The 24,820-nt window shown below is 73.0% G+C and carries 21 protein-coding genes; 16 read left to right on the top strand and 5 right to left on the bottom strand.

Features of this window, described 5'->3' with window-relative positions; all coding sequences use genetic code 11:
- Positions 1–105 precede the first annotated feature (105 nt).
- The 3 genes from coaBC (at position 106) to AB0J12_RS16930 (ending at position 5,055) form a co-directional block, all read left to right on the top strand.
- Positions 106–1,311 (top strand): bifunctional phosphopantothenoylcysteine decarboxylase/phosphopantothenate--cysteine ligase CoaBC, encoded by a 1,206-nt coding sequence (gene coaBC, locus AB0J12_RS16920; RefSeq protein ID WP_363265056.1) that lies wholly within the window; start codon positions 106–108, stop codon positions 1,309–1,311.
- A gap of 239 nt (positions 1,312–1,550) precedes the next feature.
- A complete protein-coding gene (metK, locus tag AB0J12_RS16925) occupies positions 1,551–2,759 on the top strand; it encodes a methionine adenosyltransferase (RefSeq protein WP_363265057.1) in 1,209 nt (402 codons plus the stop codon).
- Positions 2,760–2,895: 136 nt separating this feature from the next.
- Positions 2,896–5,055, top strand: coding sequence for a primosomal protein N' (locus tag AB0J12_RS16930; protein WP_363265058.1), 2,160 nt, complete (start codon positions 2,896–2,898; stop codon positions 5,053–5,055).
- Positions 5,056–5,145: 90 nt separating this feature from the next.
- Here the strand turns inward: AB0J12_RS16930 and AB0J12_RS16935 are convergent, their stop codons facing one another.
- Entirely contained in the window at positions 5,146–5,688 is a 543-nt protein-coding gene (locus AB0J12_RS16935) for a hypothetical protein (protein WP_363265059.1), read from the bottom strand.
- A 227-nt stretch (positions 5,689–5,915) separates the two neighbouring features.
- Here AB0J12_RS16935 and fmt point away from each other — a divergent pair, with 227 nt between their 5' ends.
- Together fmt and AB0J12_RS16945 are read left to right on the top strand one after the other, a co-directional pair.
- The gene (fmt, locus tag AB0J12_RS16940) at positions 5,916–6,848 is read left to right on the top strand and encodes a methionyl-tRNA formyltransferase (RefSeq protein WP_363265060.1); all 933 of its coding nucleotides are present in this window, start codon (positions 5,916–5,918) and stop codon (positions 6,846–6,848) included.
- A gap of 65 nt (positions 6,849–6,913) precedes the next feature.
- Positions 6,914–8,350, top strand: coding sequence for a transcription antitermination factor NusB (locus AB0J12_RS16945; RefSeq protein WP_363265061.1), 1,437 nt, complete (start codon positions 6,914–6,916; stop codon positions 8,348–8,350).
- Here AB0J12_RS16945 and AB0J12_RS16950 read toward each other — a convergent pair.
- Positions 8,331–10,481: an MMPL family transporter gene (locus AB0J12_RS16950; RefSeq protein ID WP_363265062.1), complete on the bottom strand. Its 2,151-nt coding sequence runs from the start codon at positions 10,479–10,481 to the stop codon at positions 8,331–8,333. The two genes, AB0J12_RS16945 and AB0J12_RS16950, sit on opposite strands and share 20 nt — an antisense overlap.
- Before the next feature lie 137 nt (positions 10,482–10,618).
- Here AB0J12_RS16950 and rpe point away from each other — a divergent pair, with 137 nt between their 5' ends.
- From rpe to AB0J12_RS16990, 8 genes are all read left to right on the top strand, one after another.
- The gene (gene rpe / locus AB0J12_RS16955) at positions 10,619–11,305 is read left to right on the top strand and encodes a ribulose-phosphate 3-epimerase (RefSeq protein ID WP_363265063.1); all 687 of its coding nucleotides are present in this window, start codon (positions 10,619–10,621) and stop codon (positions 11,303–11,305) included.
- Positions 11,306–11,383: 78 nt separating this feature from the next.
- Positions 11,384–12,427 carry a sugar-binding domain-containing protein gene (locus tag AB0J12_RS16960; RefSeq protein WP_363265064.1) on the top strand — a complete coding sequence of 348 codons (1,044 nt, stop codon included), beginning with the start codon at positions 11,384–11,386 and terminating at the stop codon, positions 12,425–12,427.
- Between the two features lie 40 nt (positions 12,428–12,467).
- Positions 12,468–12,848 (top strand): ribonuclease domain-containing protein, encoded by a 381-nt coding sequence (locus AB0J12_RS16965; protein WP_363265065.1) that lies wholly within the window; start codon positions 12,468–12,470, stop codon positions 12,846–12,848.
- Positions 12,845–13,129: a barstar family protein gene (locus AB0J12_RS16970; RefSeq protein WP_363265066.1), complete on the top strand. Its 285-nt coding sequence runs from the start codon at positions 12,845–12,847 to the stop codon at positions 13,127–13,129. The genes AB0J12_RS16965 and AB0J12_RS16970 overlap by 4 nt, the downstream gene beginning before the upstream one ends.
- A 141-nt stretch (positions 13,130–13,270) precedes the next feature.
- Positions 13,271–14,713, top strand: a complete 1,443-nt coding sequence (locus AB0J12_RS16975) for a GuaB1 family IMP dehydrogenase-related protein (protein ID WP_363265151.1) — start codon at positions 13,271–13,273, stop codon at positions 14,711–14,713.
- 75 nt (positions 14,714–14,788) lie between these two features.
- Entirely contained in the window at positions 14,789–15,292 is a 504-nt protein-coding gene (locus AB0J12_RS16980) for a GNAT family N-acetyltransferase (protein ID WP_363265067.1), read from the top strand.
- A 231-nt stretch (positions 15,293–15,523) separates the two neighbouring features.
- On the top strand, positions 15,524–16,993 hold the full coding sequence (locus AB0J12_RS16985; RefSeq protein ID WP_363265068.1) for an amino acid permease: 1,470 nt from the start codon (positions 15,524–15,526) through the stop codon (positions 16,991–16,993).
- 15 nt (positions 16,994–17,008) lie between these two features.
- Positions 17,009–17,461 carry an Lrp/AsnC family transcriptional regulator gene (locus AB0J12_RS16990; protein WP_363265069.1) on the top strand — a complete coding sequence of 151 codons (453 nt, stop codon included), beginning with the start codon at positions 17,009–17,011 and terminating at the stop codon, positions 17,459–17,461.
- Between the two features lie 22 nt (positions 17,462–17,483).
- Here AB0J12_RS16990 and AB0J12_RS16995 read toward each other — a convergent pair whose 3' ends face one another.
- The gene (locus AB0J12_RS16995; RefSeq protein ID WP_363265070.1) at positions 17,484–17,972 is read right to left on the bottom strand and encodes a hypothetical protein; all 489 of its coding nucleotides are present in this window, start codon (positions 17,970–17,972) and stop codon (positions 17,484–17,486) included.
- Between the two features lie 271 nt (positions 17,973–18,243).
- Between AB0J12_RS16995 and AB0J12_RS17000 the strand changes: the two genes are divergently transcribed.
- From AB0J12_RS17000 to AB0J12_RS17010, 3 genes are all read left to right on the top strand, one after another.
- Positions 18,244–19,413 (top strand): MFS transporter, encoded by a 1,170-nt coding sequence (locus tag AB0J12_RS17000; RefSeq protein WP_363265071.1) that lies wholly within the window; start codon positions 18,244–18,246, stop codon positions 19,411–19,413.
- A 1,051-nt stretch (positions 19,414–20,464) separates the two neighbouring features.
- Entirely contained in the window at positions 20,465–21,253 is a 789-nt protein-coding gene (locus AB0J12_RS17005; protein WP_363265072.1) for a carbon-nitrogen hydrolase family protein, read from the top strand.
- 71 nt (positions 21,254–21,324) lie between these two features.
- Positions 21,325–23,022, top strand: coding sequence for an NAD(P)/FAD-dependent oxidoreductase (locus tag AB0J12_RS17010; RefSeq protein ID WP_363265073.1), 1,698 nt, complete (start codon positions 21,325–21,327; stop codon positions 23,020–23,022).
- Positions 23,023–23,041: 19 nt separating this feature from the next.
- Here the strand turns inward: AB0J12_RS17010 and AB0J12_RS17015 are convergent, their stop codons facing one another.
- Both AB0J12_RS17015 and AB0J12_RS17020 read right to left on the bottom strand, forming a co-directional pair.
- Positions 23,042–23,971 carry an LLM class F420-dependent oxidoreductase gene (locus AB0J12_RS17015; RefSeq protein ID WP_363265074.1) on the bottom strand — a complete coding sequence of 310 codons (930 nt, stop codon included), beginning with the start codon at positions 23,969–23,971 and terminating at the stop codon, positions 23,042–23,044.
- A gap of 112 nt (positions 23,972–24,083) precedes the next feature.
- On the bottom strand, positions 24,084–24,770 hold the full coding sequence (locus tag AB0J12_RS17020) for a DUF5995 family protein (RefSeq protein ID WP_363265075.1): 687 nt from the start codon (positions 24,768–24,770) through the stop codon (positions 24,084–24,086).
- Positions 24,771–24,820 lie beyond the last annotated feature (50 nt).

Genomic DNA, 24,820 nt, shown 5'->3' on the forward strand with positions numbered 1-24,820 from the left:
ATATCTGCACACCGCAGTGGGTTTTTCCACAGGCCCGGCAGTCATGCTGCCGGGCCTGTGGTGTCTCATGGGGGGCAGACGTTATCCGAGGTCCGGGGAGTGACGGTGGACAAGCCGAAGGTCGTTCTGGGGGTCAGCGGCGGCATCGCCGCCTACAAGGCGTGCGAGCTGCTGCGCCGGTTCACCGAGTCGGGCCACGACGTCCGCGTCGTCCCCACCGCGTCGGCGCTGCACTTCGTCGGCGCGGCCACCTGGTCGGCGCTGTCCGGCAACCCCGTCTCCACCGAGGTCTGGGACGCCGTCCACGAGGTTCCGCACGTGCGCATCGGCCAGCGGGCCGACCTGGTGGTCGTCGCGCCCGCCACGGCCGACATGCTCGCCAAGGCGGCCCACGGCCTCGCCGACGACCTGCTGACCAACACCCTCCTCACCGCCCGCTGCCCGGTCGTCTTCGCGCCCGCCATGCACACCGAGATGTGGGAGCACCCCGCCACCCAGGAGAACGTGGCGACGCTGCGCCGGCGCGGCGCCGTCGTCATCGAGCCCGCCGTCGGCCGGCTCACGGGTGTCGACACCGGCAAGGGCCGGCTGCCCGACCCCGCCGAGATCTTCGAGGTGTGCCGCCGTGTCCTGGCCCGCGGGGTGCGCGAGCCCGACCTCGCCGGACGGCACGTCGTGGTCAGCGCCGGCGGCACCCGCGAGCCCCTCGACCCGGTCCGCTTCCTCGGCAACCGCTCCTCCGGCAAGCAGGGCTACGCCCTCGCCCGCACCGCCGCCGCGCGCGGCGCCCGGGTCACCCTGGTCGCCGCCAACACAGACGCGCTGCCCGACCCGGCCGGCGTGGACGTCGTCCCCGTCGGCACGGCCGTGCAGCTGCGCGAGGCGGTGCTCAAGGCCGCCGCGGACGCCGACGCCGTCGTGATGGCCGCCGCCGTCGCCGACTTCCGGCCCCGGGCCTACGCCGCCGGGAAGATCAAGAAGAAGGACGGCCAGGAGCCCGAGCCGATCGTCCTGGTACGCAATCCGGACATCCTCGCGGAGATCTCCGCCGACCGCGCCCGGCCCGGTCAGGTGGTCGTCGGCTTCGCCGCCGAGACCGACGACGTGCTGGCCAACGGCCGCACCAAACTGCGCCGCAAGGGATGCGACCTGCTCGTGGTCAACGAGGTGGGGGAGCGCAAGACCTTCGGCTCCGAGGAGAACGAGGCGGTCGTGCTCGGCGCCGACGGCAGCGAAACGCCCGTGCCGCACGGCCCCAAGGAAGCACTCGCCGACACCGTGTGGGACCTCGTGGCCGAGCGCCTCGAGTGAGCCCGCGTTCGGCCGGTTGGCGGCCCTGACCCACCCCATCGGGTGCGGAGCCGCCCTGGCCAAGCCCGCTCGGCATTGGGCAGAATGCCCGTGCCGCAGGTCACAAGGCTCCCGAGGGGCGAGACACGTCGCCCTGCGGCCGAGCCCGACCGATAAACTGTTCACGGACGACGCCGGGCGCAGCCCCCGACCCGTCCGCCACCGATCAGCCAGCAGCCGCTGCAACCCCAGGGAGCGTTGTGTCCCGTCGCCTGTTCACCTCGGAGTCCGTGACCGAGGGTCACCCCGACAAGATCGCTGACCAGATCAGCGACACCATTCTCGATGCGCTCCTGCGCGAGGACCCGTCCTCCCGGGTCGCCGTCGAGACGCTGATCACCACCGGCCTGGTCCACGTGGCCGGCGAGGTCACCACCAAGGCTTACGCGGACATCGCCACTCTGGTCCGCAGCAAGATCCTCGAGATCGGCTACGACTCCTCCAAGAAGGGCTTCGACGGCGCCTCCTGCGGCGTGTCGGTGTCCATCGGCGCCCAGTCCCCGGACATCGCGCAGGGCGTGGACACGGCCTACGAGACCCGGGTCGAGGGCGACGAGGACGAGCTGGACCGGCAGGGCGCGGGCGACCAGGGCCTGATGTTCGGCTACGCGTCCGACGAGACGCCGACCCTGATGCCGCTGCCGATCTTCCTGGCGCACCGCCTGTCCAAGCGCCTGTCCGACGTGCGCAAGAACGGGACGATCCCCTACCTGCGCCCGGACGGCAAGACGCAGGTCACCATCGAGTACGACGGTGAGAAGGCGGTCCGCCTCGACACCGTCGTGGTCTCCTCCCAGCACGCCTCCGACATCGACCTGGAGTCCCTGCTCGCTCCCGACATCCGCGAGTTCGTCGTGGAGCCGGAGCTGAAGGCCCTGCTGGACGAGGGCATCAAGCTGGACACCGAGGGCTACCGCCTGCTGGTCAACCCCACCGGCCGCTTCGAGATCGGCGGCCCGATGGGCGACGCCGGCCTCACCGGCCGCAAGATCATCATCGACACCTACGGCGGCATGGCCCGCCACGGTGGCGGCGCCTTCTCCGGCAAGGACCCCTCCAAGGTCGACCGCTCGGCGGCGTACGCGATGCGCTGGGTCGCGAAGAACGTCGTCGCCGCGGGTCTCGCCTCCCGCTGCGAGGTGCAGGTGGCGTACGCGATCGGCAAGGCCGAGCCGGTGGGTCTGTTCGTGGAGACCTTCGGCACCGAGAAGGTCGACGTCGAGAAGATCGAGCAGGCCATCGACGAGGTCTTCGACCTGCGTCCGGCCGCGATCATCCGCGACCTGGACCTGCTGCGCCCGATCTACGCCCAGACGGCCGCCTACGGTCACTTCGGCCGCGAGCTGGCCGACTTCACCTGGGAGCGCACCGACCGCGTGGACGCGCTGCGCAAGGCCGCCGGCCTGTAAGCGGCGTCCGGCTTCGCCCGGGCCCGGTTCCCCCGCGGGGGAACCGGGCCTTCGCGCGTCGTCCGGCTGGTCTGCCAGCGGGCGCCCCGAGTGGGGGCGGGCGTCGCTGTCAGTGGGGTTTGGTAAGAATGCAAGCGTGAGCAGCGAGAACGGGACGGGTGGCGGGGGCGCCGAGGGGGCGCCGCCGGAGCAGCTCGCGCTCATCCGGGAGAGCGTGCGCAAGGCCAAGGAGCCGCGGGCCAAACCGCGGACCTGGCGGGGCGCCGCGCTCGCGCCCACGCTGCCGGTCGCGCGGGTGCTCGTCGACAAGGGCGTGCTGCACCTAGACCGGTACTTCGACTACGCCGTGCCCGCCGAGCTGGACGCCGACGCGCAGCCCGGTGTGCGGGTGCGGGTCCGCTTCGGGGCCGGGCGGCACCGGGTGCGCGAGGGGCGGCGCGAGGGCGGCGGACTGATCGACGGTTTCCTCATCGAGCGGCTCCCCGAGTCCGACTACTCCGGGCCGCTCGCCGCGCTCGCCCAGGTCGTCTCACCCGAGCCCGTGCTCGGCCCCGAGCTGCTCGCCCTCGCCCGGGCCGTCGCCGACCGGTACGCCGGCAGCCTCGCCGACGTCCTGCAGCTCGCCGTACCGCCGCGCAGCGCGCGGGCCGAGCAGCGGCCCTCGCCCGCGCCGCTGCCCCCGCCACAGGCCCCGGAGCCGGGTTCCTGGGCCCGTTACGAGCGGGGGGCGGCCTTCCTGGAGGCGCTCGCCGCCGGGAACGCGCCGCGCGCGGTGTGGAACGCGCTGCCGGGACCGCAGTGGAGCGACGAGCTGGCCCGCGCCGTCGCCGCCACGCTGGCCGCCGGACGCGGCGCCCTCGTCGTGCTGCCCGACGGCCGGGCCGTGGCCCGCGTCGACGCCGCCCTGACCGCCCTGCTCGGTGAGGGACGGCACGCGGTCCTCACCGCCGACGCCGGTCCGCAGAAGCGCTACCGGGAGTGGCTCGCCGTGCGCCGCGGGTCCGTACGGGCCGTGCTCGGCACCCGCGCCGCCATGTTCGCGCCCGTGCAGGACCTGGGCCTGGTCGCCCTGTGGGACGACGGCGACGACAGCCACAGCGAACAGCACGCCCCGCAGCCGCACGCCCGCGAGGTGCTGCTGCTGCGCGCCGCCCAGGACAAGTGCGCCTTCCTGCTCGGTGGCTGGAGCTGCACCGTCGAGGCCGCGCAGCTGGTGGAGAGCGGCTGGGCCCGGCCGATCGTCGCGGTACGGGAGCAGGTGCGGGCCGCCGCGCCGCTGGTGCGGACCGTCGGCGACGGCGACCTCGCCCGGGACGAGGCGGCCCGCGCCGCCCGGCTGCCGACGCTGGCTTGGCAGGTGGCGCGGGAGGGGCTGCGGCACGGGCCGGTGCTGGTGCAGGTGCCCCGCCGCGGATACGTGCCCCGTATGGCCTGCGCGCAGTGCCGCGAGCCCGCGCGCTGCCGGCACTGCTCGGGACCGCTGGAGGCGCGGGACGGTGCGGACGGCGGCGGATCACTGTGGTGTGGCTGGTGTGGACGCGACGAGACCGGCCGGCACTGTCCCGAGTGCGGTTCCTTCCGGCTGCGCGCCCAGGTCGTCGGGGCGCGGCGTACGGCCGAGGAGCTGGGCCGGGCGTTCCCCGCGGTCCCGGTGCGCACCTCGGGCCGCGAGCACGTCCTGGACACCGTGCCGGCCACGCCCGCGCTGGTGGTGAGCACGCCTGGCGCGGAACCCGTCGCCGAAGGAGGCTACGCGGCCGCGCTGCTGCTGGACGGCTGGGCCATGCTGGGCCGGCCCGACCTGCGGGCCGAGGAGGACGCCCTGCGGCGCTGGATCGCGGCCGCCGCGCTGGTACGGCCGCAGGGTGCCGGCGGGACCGTCGCCGTCGTCGCCGAGGCCACCGCCCGGCCCGTGCAGGCACTGGTGCGCTGGGATCCCGTCGGGCACGCGGTGCGCGAGCTCGCAGACCGGGCCGAACTGGGTTTCCCGCCGGTGTCGCGGATGGCGGCCGTGTCCGGAGCGCCGGCGGCGCTGACGGACTTCCTCGGCGCGGTGGACCTGCCGGGGGAGGCGGAGGTGCTGGGTCCGGTCCCGGTTCCGGTCACCGCACCGGGGCGGCCGCGGCGGCCCGGGGCTCCACCGCCGGGGGAGCACTGGGAGCGGGCGCTGATCCGGGTGCCGCCGGGCAGTGGCGCGGCGCTGGCCGCGGCGCTGAAGGCCGCACAGGCGGCGCGGATGGCGCGCGGGGCAGGGGAGCCGGTCTGGGTGCGGATCGACCCGCCGGACATCGGCTGAGCCTCGCGGGCGTGGACAGACGTCTGCCCTCCCGGAGACCGCCGGGAGGGCAGTTGACGGCGTGTCACCTCACGCGGCCGTGCGCGGGCGTCAGCCGTTGCGCGGGGCCGGGAACGCCGTCGGCCTGGCGTCGTCGCGCAGGGACGTGCTGCCCGCCATCGGCTGGGTCGGCATGGTACGGGCGGCCGGGACCGTGGGCACGACCGGGATGCCCGTGCCCACGTTCACCGCGCGCCCGCTCGACGGCTCCGGGGTGCGCTCGCCCTCGGCGGCGGCCTGCGCGGGGGCGCGGCGCGAGCCGTAACGGCGGTGAACCGCCTGCTTGGTGACGCCGAGCGCGGAGCCGACCGCGTCCCATGAGAAACCGAGCGAGCGGTCGAAGTCGACGGCGGCCGTCACCAGGGTCTCGACGCTGTCCCGCAGCTCCTGGGCGAGGCGGACCGTCGGGGCGGGAGCGCGTCCGTAGACGACGAACCCCGTGGAGGGGCCGGAGCGGCGCGGGCGGTAGACGTTGCCCAGCTGAGCGGTGAGCGTGCGCAGGGCGTCCACCTGCCGGCGGACCCGCTCGATGTCCCGCACCAGCAAGTGCAGGCTGGCCCGGGCCTGGGCGTCGTGGGTTGCGTGGTCGGCCATGAACAAGCCTCTCGAACCGGCGATGAAGACAAGGGGGTCAACTCTTTCTTGACCAACGCGGGATCGCTCCGCGGGTCACGCAGTGGGGGCGTGCGGGCATATGACTGCGCCCCTGGAGGACGGCCCTTCCTTCCGCGGCCGATCAGCCACGGCGGCTTCCCCGGTGTGGTCATAGACTGGTGCGCTGCCCGTCGCCCGTCTGTCGTCCGAGAGGTCCGAACCCGCCCATGAAGCTCGTCTTCGCCGGCACCCCCGAGGTCGCCGTTCCCGCTCTGGACGCTCTGCTCGCCTCCGGGCGCCACGAGGTGGCCGCCGTCGTCACCCGGCCCGACGCGCCGGCCGGGCGGGGGCGCAGGCTGGTGGCGTCACCCGTGGCGGAGCGGGCGGAGGAGGCCGGGATCGAGGTGCTCAAGCCCGCCAAGCCGCGCGATCCGGAATTCCTGGAGCGGCTGCGGCAGATCGCCCCCGACTGCTGCCCCGTCGTCGCCTACGGCGCCCTGCTGCCCAAGGAGGCGCTCGACATCCCCGCCCACGGCTGGGTCAACCTGCACTTCTCGCTGCTGCCCGCCTGGCGCGGTGCCGCGCCCGTGCAGCACGCCCTCATGGCCGGCGACCAGATCACGGGCGCGTCCACCTTCCTCATCGAGGAGGGACTCGACTCCGGTCCCGTCTACGGCACCGTCACCGAGGAGATCCGGCCCACCGACACCAGCGGCGACCTGCTCACCCGGCTCGCCTTCGCCGGTGCCGGGCTGCTCGCCGCGACCATGGACGGCATCGAGGACGGCACGCTGAAGGCCGTACCGCAGCCCGGTGAGGGCATCACCCTGGCCCCGAAGATCACCGTCGAGGACGCCCGCGTCGACTGGGCCGCGCCCGCGCTGCGCGTCGACCGGGTCGTGCGCGGCTGCACCCCGGCCCCCGGCGCCTGGACCACGTTCCGCGGCGAGCGGCTGAAGCTCATTCAGGTCGCGCTGCTGACCGACCGCACCGACCTCGCCCCCGGCACCCTCGACATCGGCAAGAACCACGTCCACGTCGGCACCGGCTCGCACGCCGTGGAGCTGCTGTGGGTGCAGGCCCAGGGCAAGAAGCCGATGCGCGCGGCGGACTGGGCGCGCGGTGTGCGGATCGCCGCGGGGGAGAGCCTCGGCGCGTAGCGCGGGCACCTGCGGGACGTAGGCTGGACGGACAGCCCGTTCTGACATTCCGGAGCACCTTTTCCGTGAGCGACACCCCCGGCACCTTCCGCAGGCCGCGCAGGCCCGCCAAGCCCTACCGCCGTCCCCAGAAGGACCCCGTGCGCTTCCTCGCCTTCGAGGCGCTGCGCGCGGTGGACGAGCGCGACGCCTACGCCAACCTCGTGCTGCCCCCGCTGCTGCGCAAGGCCCGGGAGAAGGAGGGGCCCGAGGGGTTCGACGCGCGGGACGCGGCCCTGGCGACCGAGCTGGTCTACGGCACGCTGCGCCGGCAGGGGACGTACGACGCCGTCATCGCCGCCTGCGTCGACCGGCCGCTGCGCGAGGTGGACCCGCCGGTGCTGGACGTGCTGAGCCTCGGCGCGCACCAGCTGCTCGGTACCCGCATCCCCACCCACGCCGCCGTGTCCTCGACGGTGGAGCTGGCCCGGGTGGTGCTCGGTGACGGCCGGGCGAAGTTCGTCAACGCCGTCCTGCGCAAGGTCGCCCAGCGCGACCTCGACGCCTGGCTCGCCGAGGTCGCCCCGCCCTACGACGACGACCCCGAGGACCACCTCGCCGTCGTGCACGCGCATCCGCGCTGGGTCGTCTCCGCGCTGTGGGACTCCCTCGGCGGCGGCCGCGAAGGCATCGAGGGGCTGCTGGCGGCCGACAACGAGCGGCCCGAGGTCACCCTGGTCGCCCGGCCAGGCCGCGCCACCGCCGAGGAACTGCTGCGCGAGGAGGCCGCGGTGGCGGGCCGCTGGTCGCCGTACGCCGTACGCCTGACCGAGGGCGGCGAGCCGGGGGCCGTGGAGGCCGTGCGCGAGGGGCGCGCGGGCGTGCAGGACGAGGGCAGCCAGCTGGTCGCGCTCGCGCTGGCGAACGCGCCCGTGGAGGGGCGCGACCGCCTGTGGCTGGACGGCTGCGCGGGCCCCGGCGGCAAGGCCGCCCTCCTCGGTGCCCTCGCCGCCGAGCGGGACGCCGTGCTGCTCGCCTCCGAGAAGCAGCCGCACCGCGCCGGGCTGGTCGCCAAGGCGCTGGCCGGCAATCCGGGGCCGTACCAGGTCATCGCCGCCGACGGCACCCGGCCGCCCTGGCGCCCCGGCAGCTTCGACCGTGTCCTCGTCGACGTCCCCTGCACCGGCCTCGGCGCCCTGCGCCGCCGCCCCGAGGCCCGCTGGCGCCGCCGCCCCGAGGACCTCGACGCCTTCGCACCCCTCCAGCGTGGCCTGCTGCGCACGGCCCTGGAGTCGGTACGCGTCGGCGGCGTCGTCGGCTACGCCACGTGCTCCCCGCATCTGGCCGAGACGAGGGCCGTCGTGGCCGACGTGCTCAAGCAGTTCCCGGACACACAGCTGCTCGACGCCCGGCCCCTCCTCCCCGGGGTCCCCGACCTCGGCGACGGCCCGGACATCCAGCTCTGGCCGCACATCCACGGCACGGACGCGATGTACCTGGCGCTCATCCGCCGGACCGGCTGACTTCGCTCTCCTTGGGCACCGGGGCGCCGTCCCGGCGCGCCAGGCGGTGCGGCCACCAGACCTTCCTGCCCACGTCCAGGAACAGGGCGGTCACCAGGACCGACCGCACCACGAAGGTGTCCAGCAGGACGCCGAGGGCGACCGCGAAGCCGATCTCCGCGAAGCCCACCATGGGCAGGGTGCCCAGCGCCGCGAAGGTGCCCGCGAGGACCAGGCCCGCCGAGGTGATCACGGCGCCGGTGGCGGACAGCGCCGTCACCACCCCCGGCCGGGTGCCCCGGCGGATCGCCTCCTCGCGGACGCGGGTGGTCAGGAAGATGTTGTAGTCGATGCCGAGGGCCACCAGGAACACGAAGACGAACAGCGGGAAGGCCACGTCCTCGCCCGCGTAGTCGAAGACGTGCCGGAACGCCAGCGCGCTCAGGCCCAGCGCGCCGGCCAGCGACAGCACCACCGTGCCGACCAGCAGCAGCGGGGCCACCACCGCGCGCAGCAGGATGCCGAGCACGAGCAGGACGACGGCCAGGACGAGCGGGATGACCAGGAGGTTGTCGTGCGTCTGGGCATGGTCCATGTCCAGCAGGGCCGCCGTTCCGCCGCCCACCCGCGCGTCGGCGCCGGGCACCGCGTGCACGGCGTCGCGCACCCGTTCCACGGTCGCCTTGGCCGCCGCGCTGTCGGCCGGATCCCGCATGGTCGCCTCGAACAGCACCTTGCCGTCGTGCACCGGCGCGGCACCCGGCGGCACCCCGATGCTGGTGGGGACGACGGCGGGGTCCGCGGCGACCGTGCGGCCCACCCGCTCGGCCTGCGCGGCGTGAGAAACGATCACGAGAGGATCACCGGCGCCGGCCGGGAAGTAGCGCGCCGACACCTCCTGGCCGGCGATCGAGTCCGGTCTGCCGGTGAAGGCGTCCGCGTTGGGGATGCCCGACGCCCGCAGCTGCAACAGCCCGAGTGACACGGCGGCCAGCACCGCCGCCGTCACGCTCCACACCAGGCGCGGGCGGCGCGCGATACGGCGGCCCATCCGGGCCCACACCCCCCGCTCGGCCGGGTCGGCCGAGCCGGCGTGGGGGATCACCGGCCAGAAGATCCAGCGGCCCAGGCAGACCAGCAGCGCCGGGAACAGGGTCAGCATCACCACCAGTGCGACCAGCACGCCGATCGCCGCCACCGGTCCCAGGCCGCGGGTGGAGTTCATCTCGGCCACCAGCAGCACGAGCATGCTCAGCACGACCGTCGCCCCGGAGGCCAGCACCGCCGGGCCCGCCCGGTTCAGGGCGCGGCGCATCGCCTCGTGCCGGTCCTCGTGGCGGCGCAGCTCCTCCCGGTAGCGGGCGACCAGCAGCAGCGCGTAGTCGGTGCCGGCGCCGAAGACGAGCACGGTCAGGATGCCCGCGCTCTGCCCGTTGACGGTGAGGCCGGCGTGCCGGGCCAGCAGGTAGATCAGGGCCTGGGCGGTGAACAGGGAGACGACCACGCCGAGCAGCGGCACGAAGAGCAGGACGGGGCTGCGGTAGGTGAGCAGCAGCATCACGATCACCACGGCCATCGCCGAGAACAGCAGCGTGGAGTCGATGCCCGAGAACGCCTCCGCGAAGTCCGCCGACGTGCCGCCGGGACCGGTGATGTGCACGGCGAGACCGGCGCCGCCGTCGCCCACCCGGTCACGGATCGAGTCGACCGCCGGCGAGATCCGCTGCCAGCCCGAGGCGTCCATCGTGATCGACACCTGGACCTGTGCGGCCCGGGGCGCGGCGGGCCGGTCGAAGAGGGGGCCACGGGTCTCCGCCCCGCGCACGCCGTGCTCGTGCAGCGTGCGCAGCTCGGCCGTGTCCTGGGCGATCTGCCGCCGGTCCTGCGCGGTGAGGCCGCCGTCGCGGGCGTAGACGACGACGGCGGGGATCTGCTCCGGCCGGAAATCCTCGGAGAGGTTCAGCACCTGGGTGGACTCCGCGGAGCCGGGCAGCCAGGACTGGGCGTCGTTGTCCTGGGCGTCGTTGAGCCTCACTGCGAAGGGAACGGCGATCACGAGGACGACGAGCCACAGCCCGACCACGACCCACTTGGACCGGCGTCCGCACACGAACCCGATCGCCGACTGCTTCCAGGCTGCGAGCTGCCTCATGGCGCCCCCGGGAGGTGCTCCACCGTGCGGGTCAGTCATCCAGCATGGCACCGAGGGGCCCGCCGGACCATTCGAAGCGGTGTCCGGTCCTGGACCGGGGGCGAACAACCGTGCCCGGGCATGGCAGGCTTAGGCACATGGCCGTGCAGATCAACCCCAGCATCCTGTCCGCCGACTTCGCCCGCCTCGCGGACGAGGCGAAGGCGGTGGAGGGAGCCGACTGGCTCCACGTCGACGTCATGGACAACCATTTCGTCCCCAACCTGACGCTCGGCGTGCCGATCGTGGAGTCCCTGGCCCGTGCGACGGACACCCCGCTGGACTGCCATCTGATGATCGAGGACCCCGACCGCTGGGCGCCCCAGTACGTCGAGGCGGGCGCCGGGTCGGTGACCTTCCACGTCGAGGCGGCCGCCGCGCCCGTCCGGCTCGCCCGGGAGATCCGCGCCAAGGGCGCCCGCGCGTCCATGGCGCTGAAGCCGGCGACGCCGATCGAGCCGTACGAGGATCTGCTGCCCGAGCTGGACATGCTGCTGATCATGACGGTCGAGCCGGGCTTCGGCGGGCAGGCCTTCCTGGACATCATGCTGCCGAAGATCCGCCGTACCCGTGAGCTGATCGGCAAGCACGGCCTGCAGCTCTGGCTCCAGGTCGACGGCGGTGTCTCGGCCTCCACGATCGAGCAGTGCGCGGACGCGGGCGCCGACGTCTTCGTCGCCGGGTCCGCGGTCTACGGGGCGAACGACCCCGCCGACGCGGTCCGTGCCCTGCGCCACCAGGCGGAGTCGGCCACCGCCAAGGCGAGCTGGGCGTGCGACCACTGACCGACAGGAATGTGAACGCCCGCCATCAGGGCTGATCGACCGCGCCGGATCTGCAAGGATGAACGGCGAATCCAGAGTGTGAACAGCAGTGAGGAGATCGCCGTGTCGGGTATGTCGGCGGGCCGGTCAGCCATGCGGATGGGACCCGCTGAGCTGGTGCAGGCGGCGGCCATGGCCCGCCGCTTCTACCTCGAGGGCAAGTCCAAGATCCAGATCGCGGAGGAGTTCGGCGTCAGCCGCTTCAAGGTGGCCCGGGTCCTGGAGACGGCCCTCGAACGGGACCTCGTACGCATCGAGATCCGTGTGCCGGCCGAACTGGACGCCGAGCGCTCCGACGCGCTCCGTGCCCGCTACGGCCTCAGGCACGCCGTCGTGGTGGAGTCCCCGCCCGAGTCGGAGGAGACCCCCGACCCGGAGAACCTGGGCGAGGTCGCCGCCGACCTGCTCGGCGAACTCGTCAACGAGGGGGACGTACTGGGCCTGGCCTGGGGCCGGTCCACCATCCACATGGCCGCGGCCCTCGACCGGCTGCCGCCCTGCACGGTCGTGCAGCTGACGGGCGTGTACGACGCCGGGACGGCCGAGCGCGGCTCGGTGGAGGCCGTGCGCCGCGCCGCGCAGGTCTCCGGAGGCGACGCCCACCCCATCTACGCGCCGATGCTGCTGCCGGACGCGGCCACCGCGGTCGCGCTGCGCAACCAGACCGGGATCGCCCGGGCCTTCGAGTACTTCGACAAGGTCACGGTCGCCTGCGTCTCCATCGGTTCCTGGGAGCCGGGCATCTCCACGGTGCACGACATGCTCTCCGAGGAGGAGCGTGCCCACTACGCCTCGCTCGGCGTGGCCGCGGAGATGTCCGCGCACCTCTTCGACGCCGACGGCCGCCGGGTCGGCCGGGACCTGGGGGAGCGGTGCATCACGGTCAAGGCCGACCAGCTGCGCCGCATCCCGGAGGTCGTGGCGATCGCGGGCGGGCAGCGCAAGGCGTCGGCGATCGACGCGGTGCTGCGGTCCGGGCTCGTCACCAGCCTGGTGACGGACACCTCGGCCGCCGACTACCTGATGACCGCGGGCCCGACGCCGAAGCCGGCGCTGAACCGGGCGGACCCCGACGGGGTCTGACAGCGCGTGCGCCGGGGGCGGCCGTGGCAGCATCGGACGCATGCTGCTGCGGTGCGTCCCCCGGGTGCTGCTCTGCGTCCTCGCCCTGCTCGTCGGGTGCTCCTCCACCCAGGGCACCTCGACCGGCCCGCCCTGGGCGAAGGGCATGGCCACCGTCAAGGAGGCCGACCTGCCGGCCGAGGCCCGGCGCACACTCGCCCTCGTCGACCGGGGCGGCCCCTTCCCGTACACCAGGGACGGGGTCGTCTTCGGGAACGTCGAGGGGCGGCTGCCCCGGCACCCGCGCGGCTACTACCACGAGTACACCGTCCCGACTCCGGGCTCGCGCGACCGCGGGGCCCGGCGCCTGGTCACCGGGCAGGGCGGCGAGACGTACTACACCGACGACCACTACGACTCGTTCAGGGCGGTACTGAGATGACGCAAGCCGTGGTCGGCCTGGACCTCGGCGGGGTCACGGACAAGGCGGCCCTGATGGACCGCTGCGCCCGGGACCTGCCCCTGCCGGACTACTTCGGCCGCAACTGGGACGCCCTCGCCGACGTCCTCTCCGATCCGGACGTGTGGTCCAAGGACGCCGAGCCGCTGGTCGTCGTACGGAACTGGCGGGCGTATGCCGAAGCGCGCCCCGACGAGTGGGAGACGGCCCGGGAGGTGTTCTCACAGGCCACTGCCGTCACCGTGGCACTCGTTCTCGGATGATCCTCCAAAGGCCCCCCTGACCAGCCTGGACGAACCGACTGTGCCCCGGGATCCGGCCGGCGTGGGAGAATGAAGTACGTGCTCTTTCCCCTTGGCACACCTGCCAGGGGGTCACCTCTGAACGACTGGGATGTGCAGCACGTGCGTTTCCTCAACGACATCCAGCCCCCGTACGACCTGACGTACGACGACGTCTTCATGGTGCCGAGCCGCTCCGCGGTCGGCTCGCGTCAGGGCGTGGACCTCAGCTCCCCGGACGGCACGGGCACCACCATCCCGCTCGTCGTCGCCAACATGACCGCCATCGCCGGCCGCCGCATGGCCGAGACGGTGGCCCGCCGCGGCGGCCTCGTGGTGATCCCGCAGGACATCCCGATCGAGGTCGTCACCGAGGTCGTCTCCTGGGTCAAGAGCCGCCACCTGGTGCTGGACACCCCGATCGTGCTGGCCCCCCACCAGACCGTCGCCGACGCCCTCGCCCTGCTGCCCAAGCGGTCGCACAACGCCGGTGTGGTCGTCGACGAGGAGCAGCGGCCCATCGGTGTCGTCACCGACGCCGACCTGTCCGGCGTGGACCGCTTCACGCAGCTCGAGGTCGTCATGTCCAAGGACCTGCTGCTGCTCGACGCGGACATCGACCCCCGCGAGGCCTTCAACACCCTGGACCACCACAACCGGCGCTACGCCCCGGCCGTGGACCAGGACGGCCGCCTCGCCGGCATCCTCACCCGCAAGGGCGCCCTGCGCGCCACCCTGTACACCCCGGCCGTCGACGCGAACGGCAAGCTGCGCATCGCCGCCGCCGTCGGCATCAACGGCGATGTCGCGGGCAAGGCCAAGCAGCTGCTGGACGCGGGCGTCGACACCCTCGTCATCGACACCGCGCACGGCCACCAGGAGTCGATGATCAGCGCCGTCAGGCTGGTGCGCGCGCTCGACCCGCAGGTGCCCATCGCCGCGGGCAACATCGTCGCCGCCGAGGGCGTCAAGGACCTCATCGACGCCGGCGCGGACATCATCAAGGTCGGTGTCGGCCCCGGCGCCATGTGCACCACCCGCATGATGACCGGCGTGGGCCGGCCGCAGTTCTCCGCCGTGCTGGAGTGCGCCGCCGAGGCGAAGAAGTACGGCAAGCACGTGTGGGCCGACGGCGGCATCCGCCACCCGCGCGACGTGGCCATGGCCCTCGCGGCCGGCGCGTCCAACGTCATGGTCGGCTCCTGGTTCGCCGGCACCTACGAGTCCCCGGGCGACCTCCAGCACGACGCCCAGGGCCGTGCCTACAAGGAGTCCTTCGGCATGGCCTCCGCGCGTGCCGTGCGCAACCGCACCTCCGAGGAGTCGGCCTACGACCGTGCCCGCAAGGCGCTGTTCGAGGAGGGCATCTCCACCTCCCGCATGTTCCTCGACCCGGCCCGCCCGGGCGTCGAGGACCTGATCGACTCGATCATCGCGGGCGTCCGCTCCTCCTGCACCTACGCCGGCGCCTCCAACCTGGAGGAGTTCGCCGACCGCGCGATCGTCGGCATCCAGAGCGCGGCCGGCTACGCCGAGGGCAAGCCGCTGCACGCCAGCTGGAGCTGATCCGCCAACTCCCCCGCACACGGCCCCCGTTGAAAACCGGGGGCCGTCGGCGTTCCCGGGCCGTACCGTCGTCGTATGGAGATCACCGTCTGCCGGGCCGCCGACGTGGCCCTCCTCGACGAGCACCTCGGCACCCGGGGCGCGACCTCGTTCCACGCCCGGCGCTACGCACGCCAGCGGGCCGGGCAGAGCACCTGTCTCGTCGCCTGGCTCGACGAACGGCCCGTCGGGCACGCGGAGATGCGCTGGATCGGCTGCGGCGCGCCCGAGGTGCGCCGGGCGGCGCCGGGCTGCCCCGAGCTCAACGGGCTGGCCGTATGGCCCGAACACCTGCGTTCCCGGGGCATCGGCAGCGCGCTGGTCCGGGCCGCCGAGGAACTCGCCCGGGAACGCGGCCTGCCCCGCGCCGGCATGGGCGTCGCCCGGGACAACCCGCGCGCGGCGGCCCTGTACGCGCGGCTCGGCTACCGCCCGCTGACCGACTACCTCGACCGCTGGACATACCAGGACGACGACGGCGCGACCCACGAGCAGATCGACCCGTGCACCTTCCTCGTCAAGCGGCTTCCGACCTGCTGAAACGGGTGCATGTGCAATGGTCGAAACCCGCCGCGCAACGAAAACCCGTCTGACCCGCGGCAACGCAATGATCATGCGGATGCGCGCAAGGTTGCTGCATTACAGCGGCAATGCCCGGCCTCATAGAGTGTCGCGCTGTACGTGGTGTGGCGGGGACCCCGCTCGACGGTTCCCGTGGGATGGGGTGCCGCCGGTCTCCGCCCCCTGAACGGCAGCGATAAGGAGCCGCGCGTGCTCGACCAAGGCGCACCCCCGCAGAACAGCACCACCCAGACCGCCCCCGTGTCCCCGCTGGGCGGCCTCATGCGCCGCAAGCCCGTGGAGCGCCTGGTCGCCGAAGGCGGCCAGGGAGAGGGAGGCAGCCTCCGCCGCTCCCTCGGGCTGTGGCAGCTGACCATGATCAGCATCGGTGCCACCCTCGGCACCGGCATCTTCGTCGTCCTCGGCGAAGCCGTCCCCAAGGCGGGACCGGCCGTCACCCTGTCGTTCGTCATAGCCGGCCTCACGGCCCTCTTCTCGGCCCTGTCCTACGCCGAGCTCGCGGGCACCATCCCGGTCGCCGGCTCCTCCTACTCCTACGCCTACGCCACGATGGGCGAGCTGATCGCCTGGGTCTGCGGCTGGTGCCTGCTGCTGGAGTACGGCGTCTCCGTCGCCGCCGTGGCCGTCGGCTGGGGCGAGTACCTCAACGAGCTGCTGGACGGCACCCTCGGCGTGACCATCCCGGCCGCCTTCGCCAACCCGCCCGGCGTCGACGGCGGCATCTTCAACCTGCCGGCGCTGATCGTCGTCGTCCTCGCCATGGTGTTCCTGCTCGGCGGCGCCAAGGAGTCCGCGCGGGCCAACACCATCATGGTGTGCGTGAAGATCGCCGCGCTGATCCTCTTCTGCGCCATCGGCTTCATGGGCTTCAAGTCCGGCAACTACCACAACTTCATGCCGCTCGGCATGGCCGGCGTCAGCGCGGCCGGCGCCACCCTCTTCTTCTCCTACATCGGCTTCGACGCCGCCTCCACCGCCGGTGAGGAGGCCAAGAACGCCCAGCGCGACCTGCCCCGCGCGATCATCCTGTCGCTGGTCATCGTGACCGCGCTGTACGTGCTGGTCGCCGCCGTCGCCGTCGGCGCGAAGCCGTGGCGGAAGTTCAACGACTCCGAGGCCGCGCTCGCCCAGATCATGACGGACGTCACCGGACAGAGCTTCTGGGGCACCCTGCTCGCCTTCTGCGCCGTCATCGCCATCGCCAGCGTCGTGCTGACCGTGCTCTACGGCCAGACCCGCATCCTCTTCGCCATGTCCCGTGACGGCCTGGTCCCCAAGATCTTCTCCAAGGTCCACCCGAAGAGCGGCGCCCCGCGCGCCAACACGGTGATCGTCTCCCTGTTCTGCGGTGTCCTCGCCGCGGCGATCCCGCTCGGCCAGCTCGCCGATGCCACCAGCATCGGCACCCTCTTCGCCTTCGCTCTGGTCAACATCGCCGTCGTGGTGCTGCGGCGGACCCGCCCGGACATGAACCGCACGTTCCGCGTCCCGCTGTCCCCGGTGCTCCCGGCCCTGGGCTTCCTGTTCTGCCTCTGGATGATGGGCAGCCTGTCCGCCGTCACCTGGGTGGTCTTCGGTGTCTGGATGGCGGTCGGGCTCGTGTTCTACTTCAGTTACGGTTACCGCCGCTCCCGACTCGCCGTGCCTGACCAGAAGTGAAGTGAACAACCCGCCGTGCTGAACGATCTCGACGAACGCATCGTGCACGCCCTCGCCGAGGACGCCCGCCGCTCCTACGCGGACATCGGGCAGCTCGTCGGCCTGTCCGCGCCGGCCGTCAAGCGGCGCGTGGACCGGCTGCGGGCCACCGGAGCCATCACCGGCTTCACCGTCCGCGTCGACCCGGCGGCCCTCGGCTGGGAGACCGAGGGGTTCGTCGAGATCTACTGCCGGCGCAACACCTCGCCGGACACCATCAAGCGGGGCCTGGAGCGCTACCAGGAGGTCGTGGCCGCGTCGACCGTCACCGGCGACGCGGACGCGATCGCCCAGGTCTTCGCCTCCGACATGCGCCACTTCGAACGCGTCCTGGAACGCATCGCGGGGGAGCCGTTCGTGGAACGCACCAAGTCGGTCCTGGTCCTCTCCCCGCTGCTGCGCCGCTTCTCGTCGGGCTCGCCGACGTGACGCTCCGCCGGTAGCGCCGCGGCTACCCCCTGCCCGGTCGCGCCGTTCCCCGCGCCCCTTCGGGGGCGCGGGTGCGCACGGTCGACAGCATGCGCCGTACGACGACGGCGTGTCCGCCCGAACCGATGACGAACCACCGGTAGACGGCCCCCGCGGGACCCGGGAACCGGGCCCGCGTCACGGCCCGCACCCGGGTCACCTCCGGACCGAACGCCTCCAGCCGGAAGACGAGCGCGTACGACGCGAAGCGGTGCCGGCCGACCAGGGTCAGCTCCCGGCCGGGGTCCGCGACGGCCACCCGGAAGCCGCGCAGGGCCGATCCCTCGGCCAGGGGCCGGGGCCCGGACGCCGTGACGTCGGCGCACCCGAGCAGCCGGACGACGCGGCCCCAGCGCCCCCAGGAACCCTCCAGTACGTCGCCCAGGGCGCGCCAGACGACGTCCGGCTCCGCGTCGACGAGCGCCGTCTGCTCGTCGACGAACGGCAGAGCGACAATCTCGGCGTGCTCCATCACAGGGCCCCTTCGCATGGCGGTCGGTTCCTCCCCGGCAGTCTCCCGCTGTGCCCCCACGCGCCGCCTCCTTCGCCGGACGGACCCGCTCGCCCGCACGGCGGAGACGCGGGCCGGACGCCTCCTCCCCGGTAATCACCTGCACGGCCGAGCCCACGCGGCCTACCATCAATGCCATGACCTGGCGACATTGATCTCCCCGCCGCGCCTCCCGAGGGCCGCCTCGGACACCGCACGTCCGGCGTCCGATCCGTCCTTGCGGGAAGGCCTCATGACTCACTCACGTGCGCAACGGCTTGCGCTCACCCTCTACGCCTACGCGTTCCTGGACGACTGCGTCCTGCTCTACCCCGTCTACGCCCTGCTCTTCACCGACACCGGCCTGTCGGTCGGCCAGATCTCCTCCCTGTTCGCGCTCTGGTCGGCGACCGGCGTCCTGCTGGAGGTCCCCTCCGGCGCGTGGGCCGACGCGGTCTCCCGACGCCTTCTGCTGTGGCTGGGCCCGCTGCTGACGGCGGCCGGTTTCACCCTCTGGGTGCTGCACCCGGCGTACTGGTCCTTCGCGCTCGGCTTCGTCCTGTGGGGCACCCGCGGCGCCCTGGCCTCCGGGGCCCTGGAGGCCCTGATACACGACGAACTCGACCGGCTCGGCGCGGCCGACCGCTATCCCCGGCTGATGGGCCGGGCCCGGGCGGCCGGACTGCTCGGCGTGATGACCGCGACGGCCCTGGCCGGACCGGTGCTGGGGGCCGGCGGCTACCCGGCGGTCGGCGCGGCCAGCGTCCTCGCCTGTCTGCTGACGGCGGCCGTCGCCACGGGCTTCACGGAACACCGGCCGCCAGCCGCCGAGCGAGCGGAAGGCTGGTCGGAGACCCTGCGCTCCGGCGTGGCGACGGTCCGCGCCGACCACCGGGTCCGGGCAGCGGTGCTCCTGGTCCCGGCGGTGTCGGCGATCTGGGGCGCGCTCGACGAGTACACGCCGCTGCTGGTCCGCGAAACGGGGGTCCCGGACGAGACGGCGCCCTTCTTCCTCCTGCTGATCTGGGCGGGAGCCACGGCGGGCGGCCTGCTCGCCGGCCCGTGCGCCCGCCTGGCCTCCGGCGGCCTGGCGACGGTACTGGCAGCGGGGGCGCTCTGCCTTGCCGTGGGCGCCACCGCGGGCACACCGGCCGCCCTGTCCCTGATCGCCCTCTCCTTCGGCGCCTTCCAACTGACGACGGTCCTGGCCGACGCCCGCCTCCAGCAACGCCTGGACGACACCACCCGCGCGACGGTGACGTCCCTGGCGGGCCTGGGCACCGACCTGACGACGATCGCGGTCTACGGCACGTACGCGGCCCTGACGACGGTGGGGACACACCACGCCCTGGCGTTCACGGCACTGGCGACGCCGTACCTCCTCATATCAGCGCTCCTGTGGCGCCGCCCGACGCGGCGTTGACCTGCACCTGGTGTGGGTGCGGGCCGGGGGTGGGACGCGCAGCCCGGCGCTGACGGGGCGCCGCCCGCGCCCACCCGTGCCGCCCTGGGGGTCCCCCTGCTCGAAGAGCTTGGGGAGGCACGCGTGCCCGCGGCTTGGCAGGACCGGACTGCCCACCCGCAGCCGGGCAGGTAGCGGTAGCGACGACGGGCTGCAGTAGCCGACGGCGGGAAGGGGCCGGGGTGGGGGGTGTCCGCCCGCAGCGGCCGGCACCGGGCAAGGTGCCCCTCGTCGGGGACGGGCGGCCGGACCGAGGACGGACACCGCCCACCCCGGCCCCGACTCACACACGACCGAAGGCGCGACAGTAACCGGCCACCGGACAGCAACGGGCCGCCGCAGGCACAAAAGGGGCGCGGGGAACTGCGCGACCGGCCACAACGAAACCCGCGCCCGACGCACGACCCGGCGCCGCAGGCACCCGCGACCGGCCACAACGAAACCCGCGCCCGACGCACGACCCGGCGCCGCAGGCACCCGTGACCGGCCGCAACGAAACCCGCATCCGACGCACGTCCCGGCGCCGCAGGCACCCGTGACCGGCCGCAACGAAACCCGCATCCGACGCACGATCCGGCGCCGCAGGCACCCGTGACCGGCCGCAACGAAACCCGCATCCGACGCACGACCCGGCGCCGCAGGCACCCGTGACCGGCCGCAACGAAACCCGCATCCGACGCACGATCCGGCGCCGCAGGCACCCGTGACCGGCCACAACGAAACCCGCACCCGACACACGACCCGGCGCCGCAGGCACCCGTGACCGGCCGCAACGAAACCCGCATCCGACGCACGATCCGGCGCCGCAGGCACCCGGACCAGCCACAACGCACCCGCAGACGAAAAACGCACCCAACCGCCGGACGGCACCACGCAACGATTCGCCACCCACCCCCCACCCCACGCAACAATCCGCTCACCGGCGCGCAACGGCTCAATCTTGTCCCGCCCGCGCAGCCGACCGTACCGTCTAGAAGGCCCCCAACCCCCTCCGTACCGGTGAGGAACACGCATGCGCACAGCCCTGCTCCAGAGCTCCGGCCGCCCCGGATCCGTCGCCGAGAACCTCAAGGTGCTCGACGACGCCGCGGGCCGCGCCGCCGCCGCGGGAGCCGGAATGCTGGCCGCGCCGGAGATGTTCCTGACCGGCTACGCGATCGGCGACGACATCGCCCGCCTCGCCGAGCCCGCCGACGGCGACTCGGCCGCCGCGATCGCCGAGATCGCCACCCGGCACGGGCTGGCCATCGCCTACGGCTACCCGGAGCGCGACGGCGAAACCGTCCACAACTCCGCCCAGCTGATCGACGCCACCGGCACCCGCCGGGCGAACTACCGCAAGACCCACCTCTTCGGCTGCTTCGAGCGGGACCACTTCACCCCCGGCGACCAGCAGCTCGTCCAGGCCGAGCTGAACGGCCTCACCGTCGGCCTGCTCATCTGCTACGACGTCGAGTTCCCGGAGAACGTCCGCGCCCACGCCCTCGCCGGCACCGACCTCCTCCTCGTCCCGACGGCGCAGATGCACCCCTTCCAGTTCGTCGCCGAGTCGATGATCCCGGTGCGGGCCTTCGAGAACCAGATGTACGTCGCGTACGTCAACCGGGTCGGCCAGGAGGACGAGTTCGAGTTCGTCGGCCTCTCCACCCTCGCCGGCCCCGACGGAGTCGCCCGCGCCCGCGCCGGCCGCACCGAGCAGCTGGTGTTCGCCGACGCCGACCCCGGGTTCCTGGCCGCCTCCCGCGAGAACAACCCGTACCTGAAGGACCGCCGCCCGGACCTGTACGGGTCCCTCGTCTGAGCCGACGCACAGCCCCCCGTCGAACCCCCGAGCCTCCCCCAGTCACACCCCGCGCAAGGAGTCCGTACCCCATGACGTCCACGGTGCCCAACGCCGTCGAGCACACCGACGAGCAGCAGCCGCCGATCACCATGTTCGGCCCGGACTTCCCCTACGCCTACGACGACTTCCTGGCCCACCCGGCCGGTCTCGGCCAGATCCCGGCGACCGAGCACGGCACCGAGGTCGCGATCATCGGCGGCGGCCTGTCCGGCATCGTCGCGGCGTACGAGCTGATGAAGATGGGCCTCAAGCCCGTCGTCTACGAGGCCGACCAGCTCGGCGGCCGGCTGCGCACCGTCGGCTTCGACGGCTGCGACGAGTCGCTGAACTGCGAGCTGGGCGCGATGCGCTTCCCGCCGTCCTCCACGGCCCTGCAGCACTACATCGACCTGGTCGGCCTGGAGACGAGGCCGTTCCCGAACCCGCTCGCCGAGGCCACCCCCTCCACCGTCGTCGACCTCAAGGGCGAGTCGCACTACGCCGAGACCGTCGACGACCTGCCCCAGGTGTACGGGGACGTCGCCGAGGCCTGGAACAAGTGCCTCGAAGAGGGCGCCGACTTCTCCGACATGAACCGCGCCATGCGCGAGCGGGACGTCCCGCGCATCCGCGAGATCTGGGCGAAGCTGGTCGAGAAGCTCGACAACCAGACCTTCTACGGCTTCCTCTGCGACTCCGAGGCCTTCAAGTCCTTCCGGCACCGCGAGATCTTCGGCCAGGTCGGCTTCGGCACCGGAGGCTGGGACACCGACTTCCCGAACTCCATCCTGGAGATCCTCCGCGTCGTGTACACCGAGGCCGACGACCACCACCGCGGCATCGTCGGGGGCAGCCAGCAGCTCCCGGTCAGGCTCTGGGAGCGCGAGCCGGAGAAGATCGTCCACTGGCCCTACGGCACCTCGCTGAAGTCGCTCCACGTGGACGGCGAGCCCCGCCCGGCCGTGACCCGGCTGCACCGCACCGCGGGCAACCAGATCACCGTCACGGACGCCAACGGCGACATCCGCACCTACAAGGCGGCCATCTTCACCGCCCAGTCCTGGATGCTGCTGTCCAAGATCGCCTGCGACGACTCGCTCTTCCCGATCGACCACTGGACGGCGATCGAGCGCACCCACTACATGGAGTCCAGCAAGCTCTTCGTGCCCGTGGACCGGCCCTTCTGGCTGGACAAGGACGAGGAGACCGGCCGGGACGTCATGTCGATGACGCTCACCGACCGCATGACCCGCGGCACCTACCTGCTGGACAACGGTCCTGACCAGCCCGCCGTCATCTGCCTGTCCTACACCTGGTGCGACGACAGCCTGAAGTGGCTGCCGCTGTCCGCGAACGAGCGGATGGAGGTCATGCTGAAGTCGCTCGGCGAGATCTACCCGAAGGTCGACATCAGGAAGCACATCATCGGCAACCCGGTGACGGTCTCCTGGGAGAACGAGCCCTACTTCATGGGCGCGTTCAAGGCCAACCTGCCCGGCCACTACCGCTACCAGCGGCGCCTGTTCACGCACTTCATGCAGGACCGGCTGCCCGAGGACAAGCGCGGCATCTTCCTCGCCGGCGACGACATCTCCTGGACGGCCGGCTGGGCCGAGGGCGCCGTCCAGACCGCGCTGAACGCGGTCTGGGGTGTCATGCACCACTTCGGCGGTACGACGGACGCGACGAACCCCGGCCCGGGCGACGTCTACGACGAGATCGCTCCGGTCGAACTCCCCGAGGACTGAGCGCGGTTCACGGCCGGAGTCACAGCCCGGCCGCCCGCGCCTTCTCGTAGACCTCCGCGGCGACGTCCTTGAGCTCCTGGGCGTCGCGCGGAGTCGTCTGCAGGTCGAGCAGGACCTCGTCCATGCCGACCTCGGCGAACGCCGCGAGGTCCGTCACGATCTGGTCGGCGCTGCCCTGGAAGGGCTGGCGGTCGTCGCCGTCGTACGCCTTGGCGCTGTACAGCGCGTTCACCCGCGGCACCCGCTGGAGCGGCTGGCTGCGGCCCCGCTCGGCGGCGATGTCCTGGAGCTGATTCCACCCGGTGGCGTAGGCGTCGACGCCCATGGCGACCGGGATCCAGCCGTCGGCGCGGTCCACGACCCGCGTCAGCGCCCTCTTGTTGGCCGCGCCCACCAGGATCGGGATCGGCCGGGCCGGCTTGGGGCCGACGACGGCCCCGTCGAGCTTGGTGATCCGGCCGTCGTAGCTCACCGGGTCCGGGCCCCACACCGCCCGGCACACGTCGATCACCTCGTCCAGCACCCGGCCGCGCTCCTCGTAGGGCCGTACGCCCGCGGCGGCGAACTCGTCGGTCGACCAGCCGGTGCCGAGGCCGGCGATCACCCGGCCGCCGCTCGCCGCGTCCAGCGAGGCCAGGGCCTTGGCGAGCTGGAACGGTCCGTGCAGCGGCGCGACGAGGATGCCCGAGCCCAGCCGGACCCGTTCGGTGACCGCCGCGGCCAGGGTCAGCGTGACCAGCGGGTGGGCCATCCCGCGGTAGAAGTCGGGCCAGGGCAGGCCGGGGATGCCGTACAGGCCCTGGGTGGGGTTCTCCGGGACCAGGGCCCGCTCGTACACCCACAGGCTGTCGTATCCGATCTGCTCGGCGGTTCGCGCCACGTCGGTGACGTCCTTGGCGAGGTCGTACTGCCGGTGCTGGGGAAGACCGAGTCCGAGACGGATGGCCATGACTGATTGCTCCTTCGCGATCGGGCCCCATCGGCCAACGTACAGCGACCGAGGGGCCCACACCCGTCAGGCCACGCTCGGCCGGGTCGGCCGTACCCCCGTCGCGCCACGCTCAGGCGGGCAGCGGGGTGAGCAGCATGCGGCCCGCGAAGCCCACCGCCGCGTCGAGGCGGTCGGCGAACTCCCCGGCCAGTTCGGGCAGCTGGCGCAGCGCCCACAGGGCTCGCGCCGCCGACCAGGCGGCGTCCCGGGCCCGCTCCAGGCTCCAGGAGCCGAGCAGATGGGTGAGCGGGTCGGCGATCTGCAGCAGGTCGGGGCCCGGCATCAGCTCTTCGCGGATGCGCTCCTCCAGCGACACGAGGACATCACCCACCCGGTCGTACTCGTCCTCCAGCTCGGCCGGAGCGCAGCCGAGGCCACGGCAGGCGTCCACCACGGCGAGCGCCAGGTCGTGGCCGATGTGCGCGTTGATGCCCGCGAGGGCGAACTGCAGCGGCCGTACCCCGGGATGGCGGCGGAACTGCAGCAGCGGGCGCCAGCACGCCGGTGCCCGGCGGTCTGGTCCGTCCGCCTCGACCGCCGTCAGATACCGCTCGGCGAACAGCACGTCCAGCGTGATCGCGGCTCGCCGGTCCGGGAAGGCACCGGTGTCGATCCGCCGGTCGACCTCTTCGGTGACGGCGAGGTAGACGCGGTTGAACACCCCCACGCCGTCCCACGCGGGCAGGGCCGCGTCCAGGGCGCGCATGCGGGAGACCACCGCGTCGACGGGAGTGGTGAACTGTTCCAACTGCGCCATGGAGGCAGGGTCCCAGTCCTGGGCCCGCCGGAGCGCCCGCGGGCCCGCTG

This window comes from Streptomyces sp. NPDC049915, assembly GCF_040656475.1.
GTDB lineage: Bacteria > Actinomycetota > Actinomycetes > Streptomycetales > Streptomycetaceae > Streptomyces.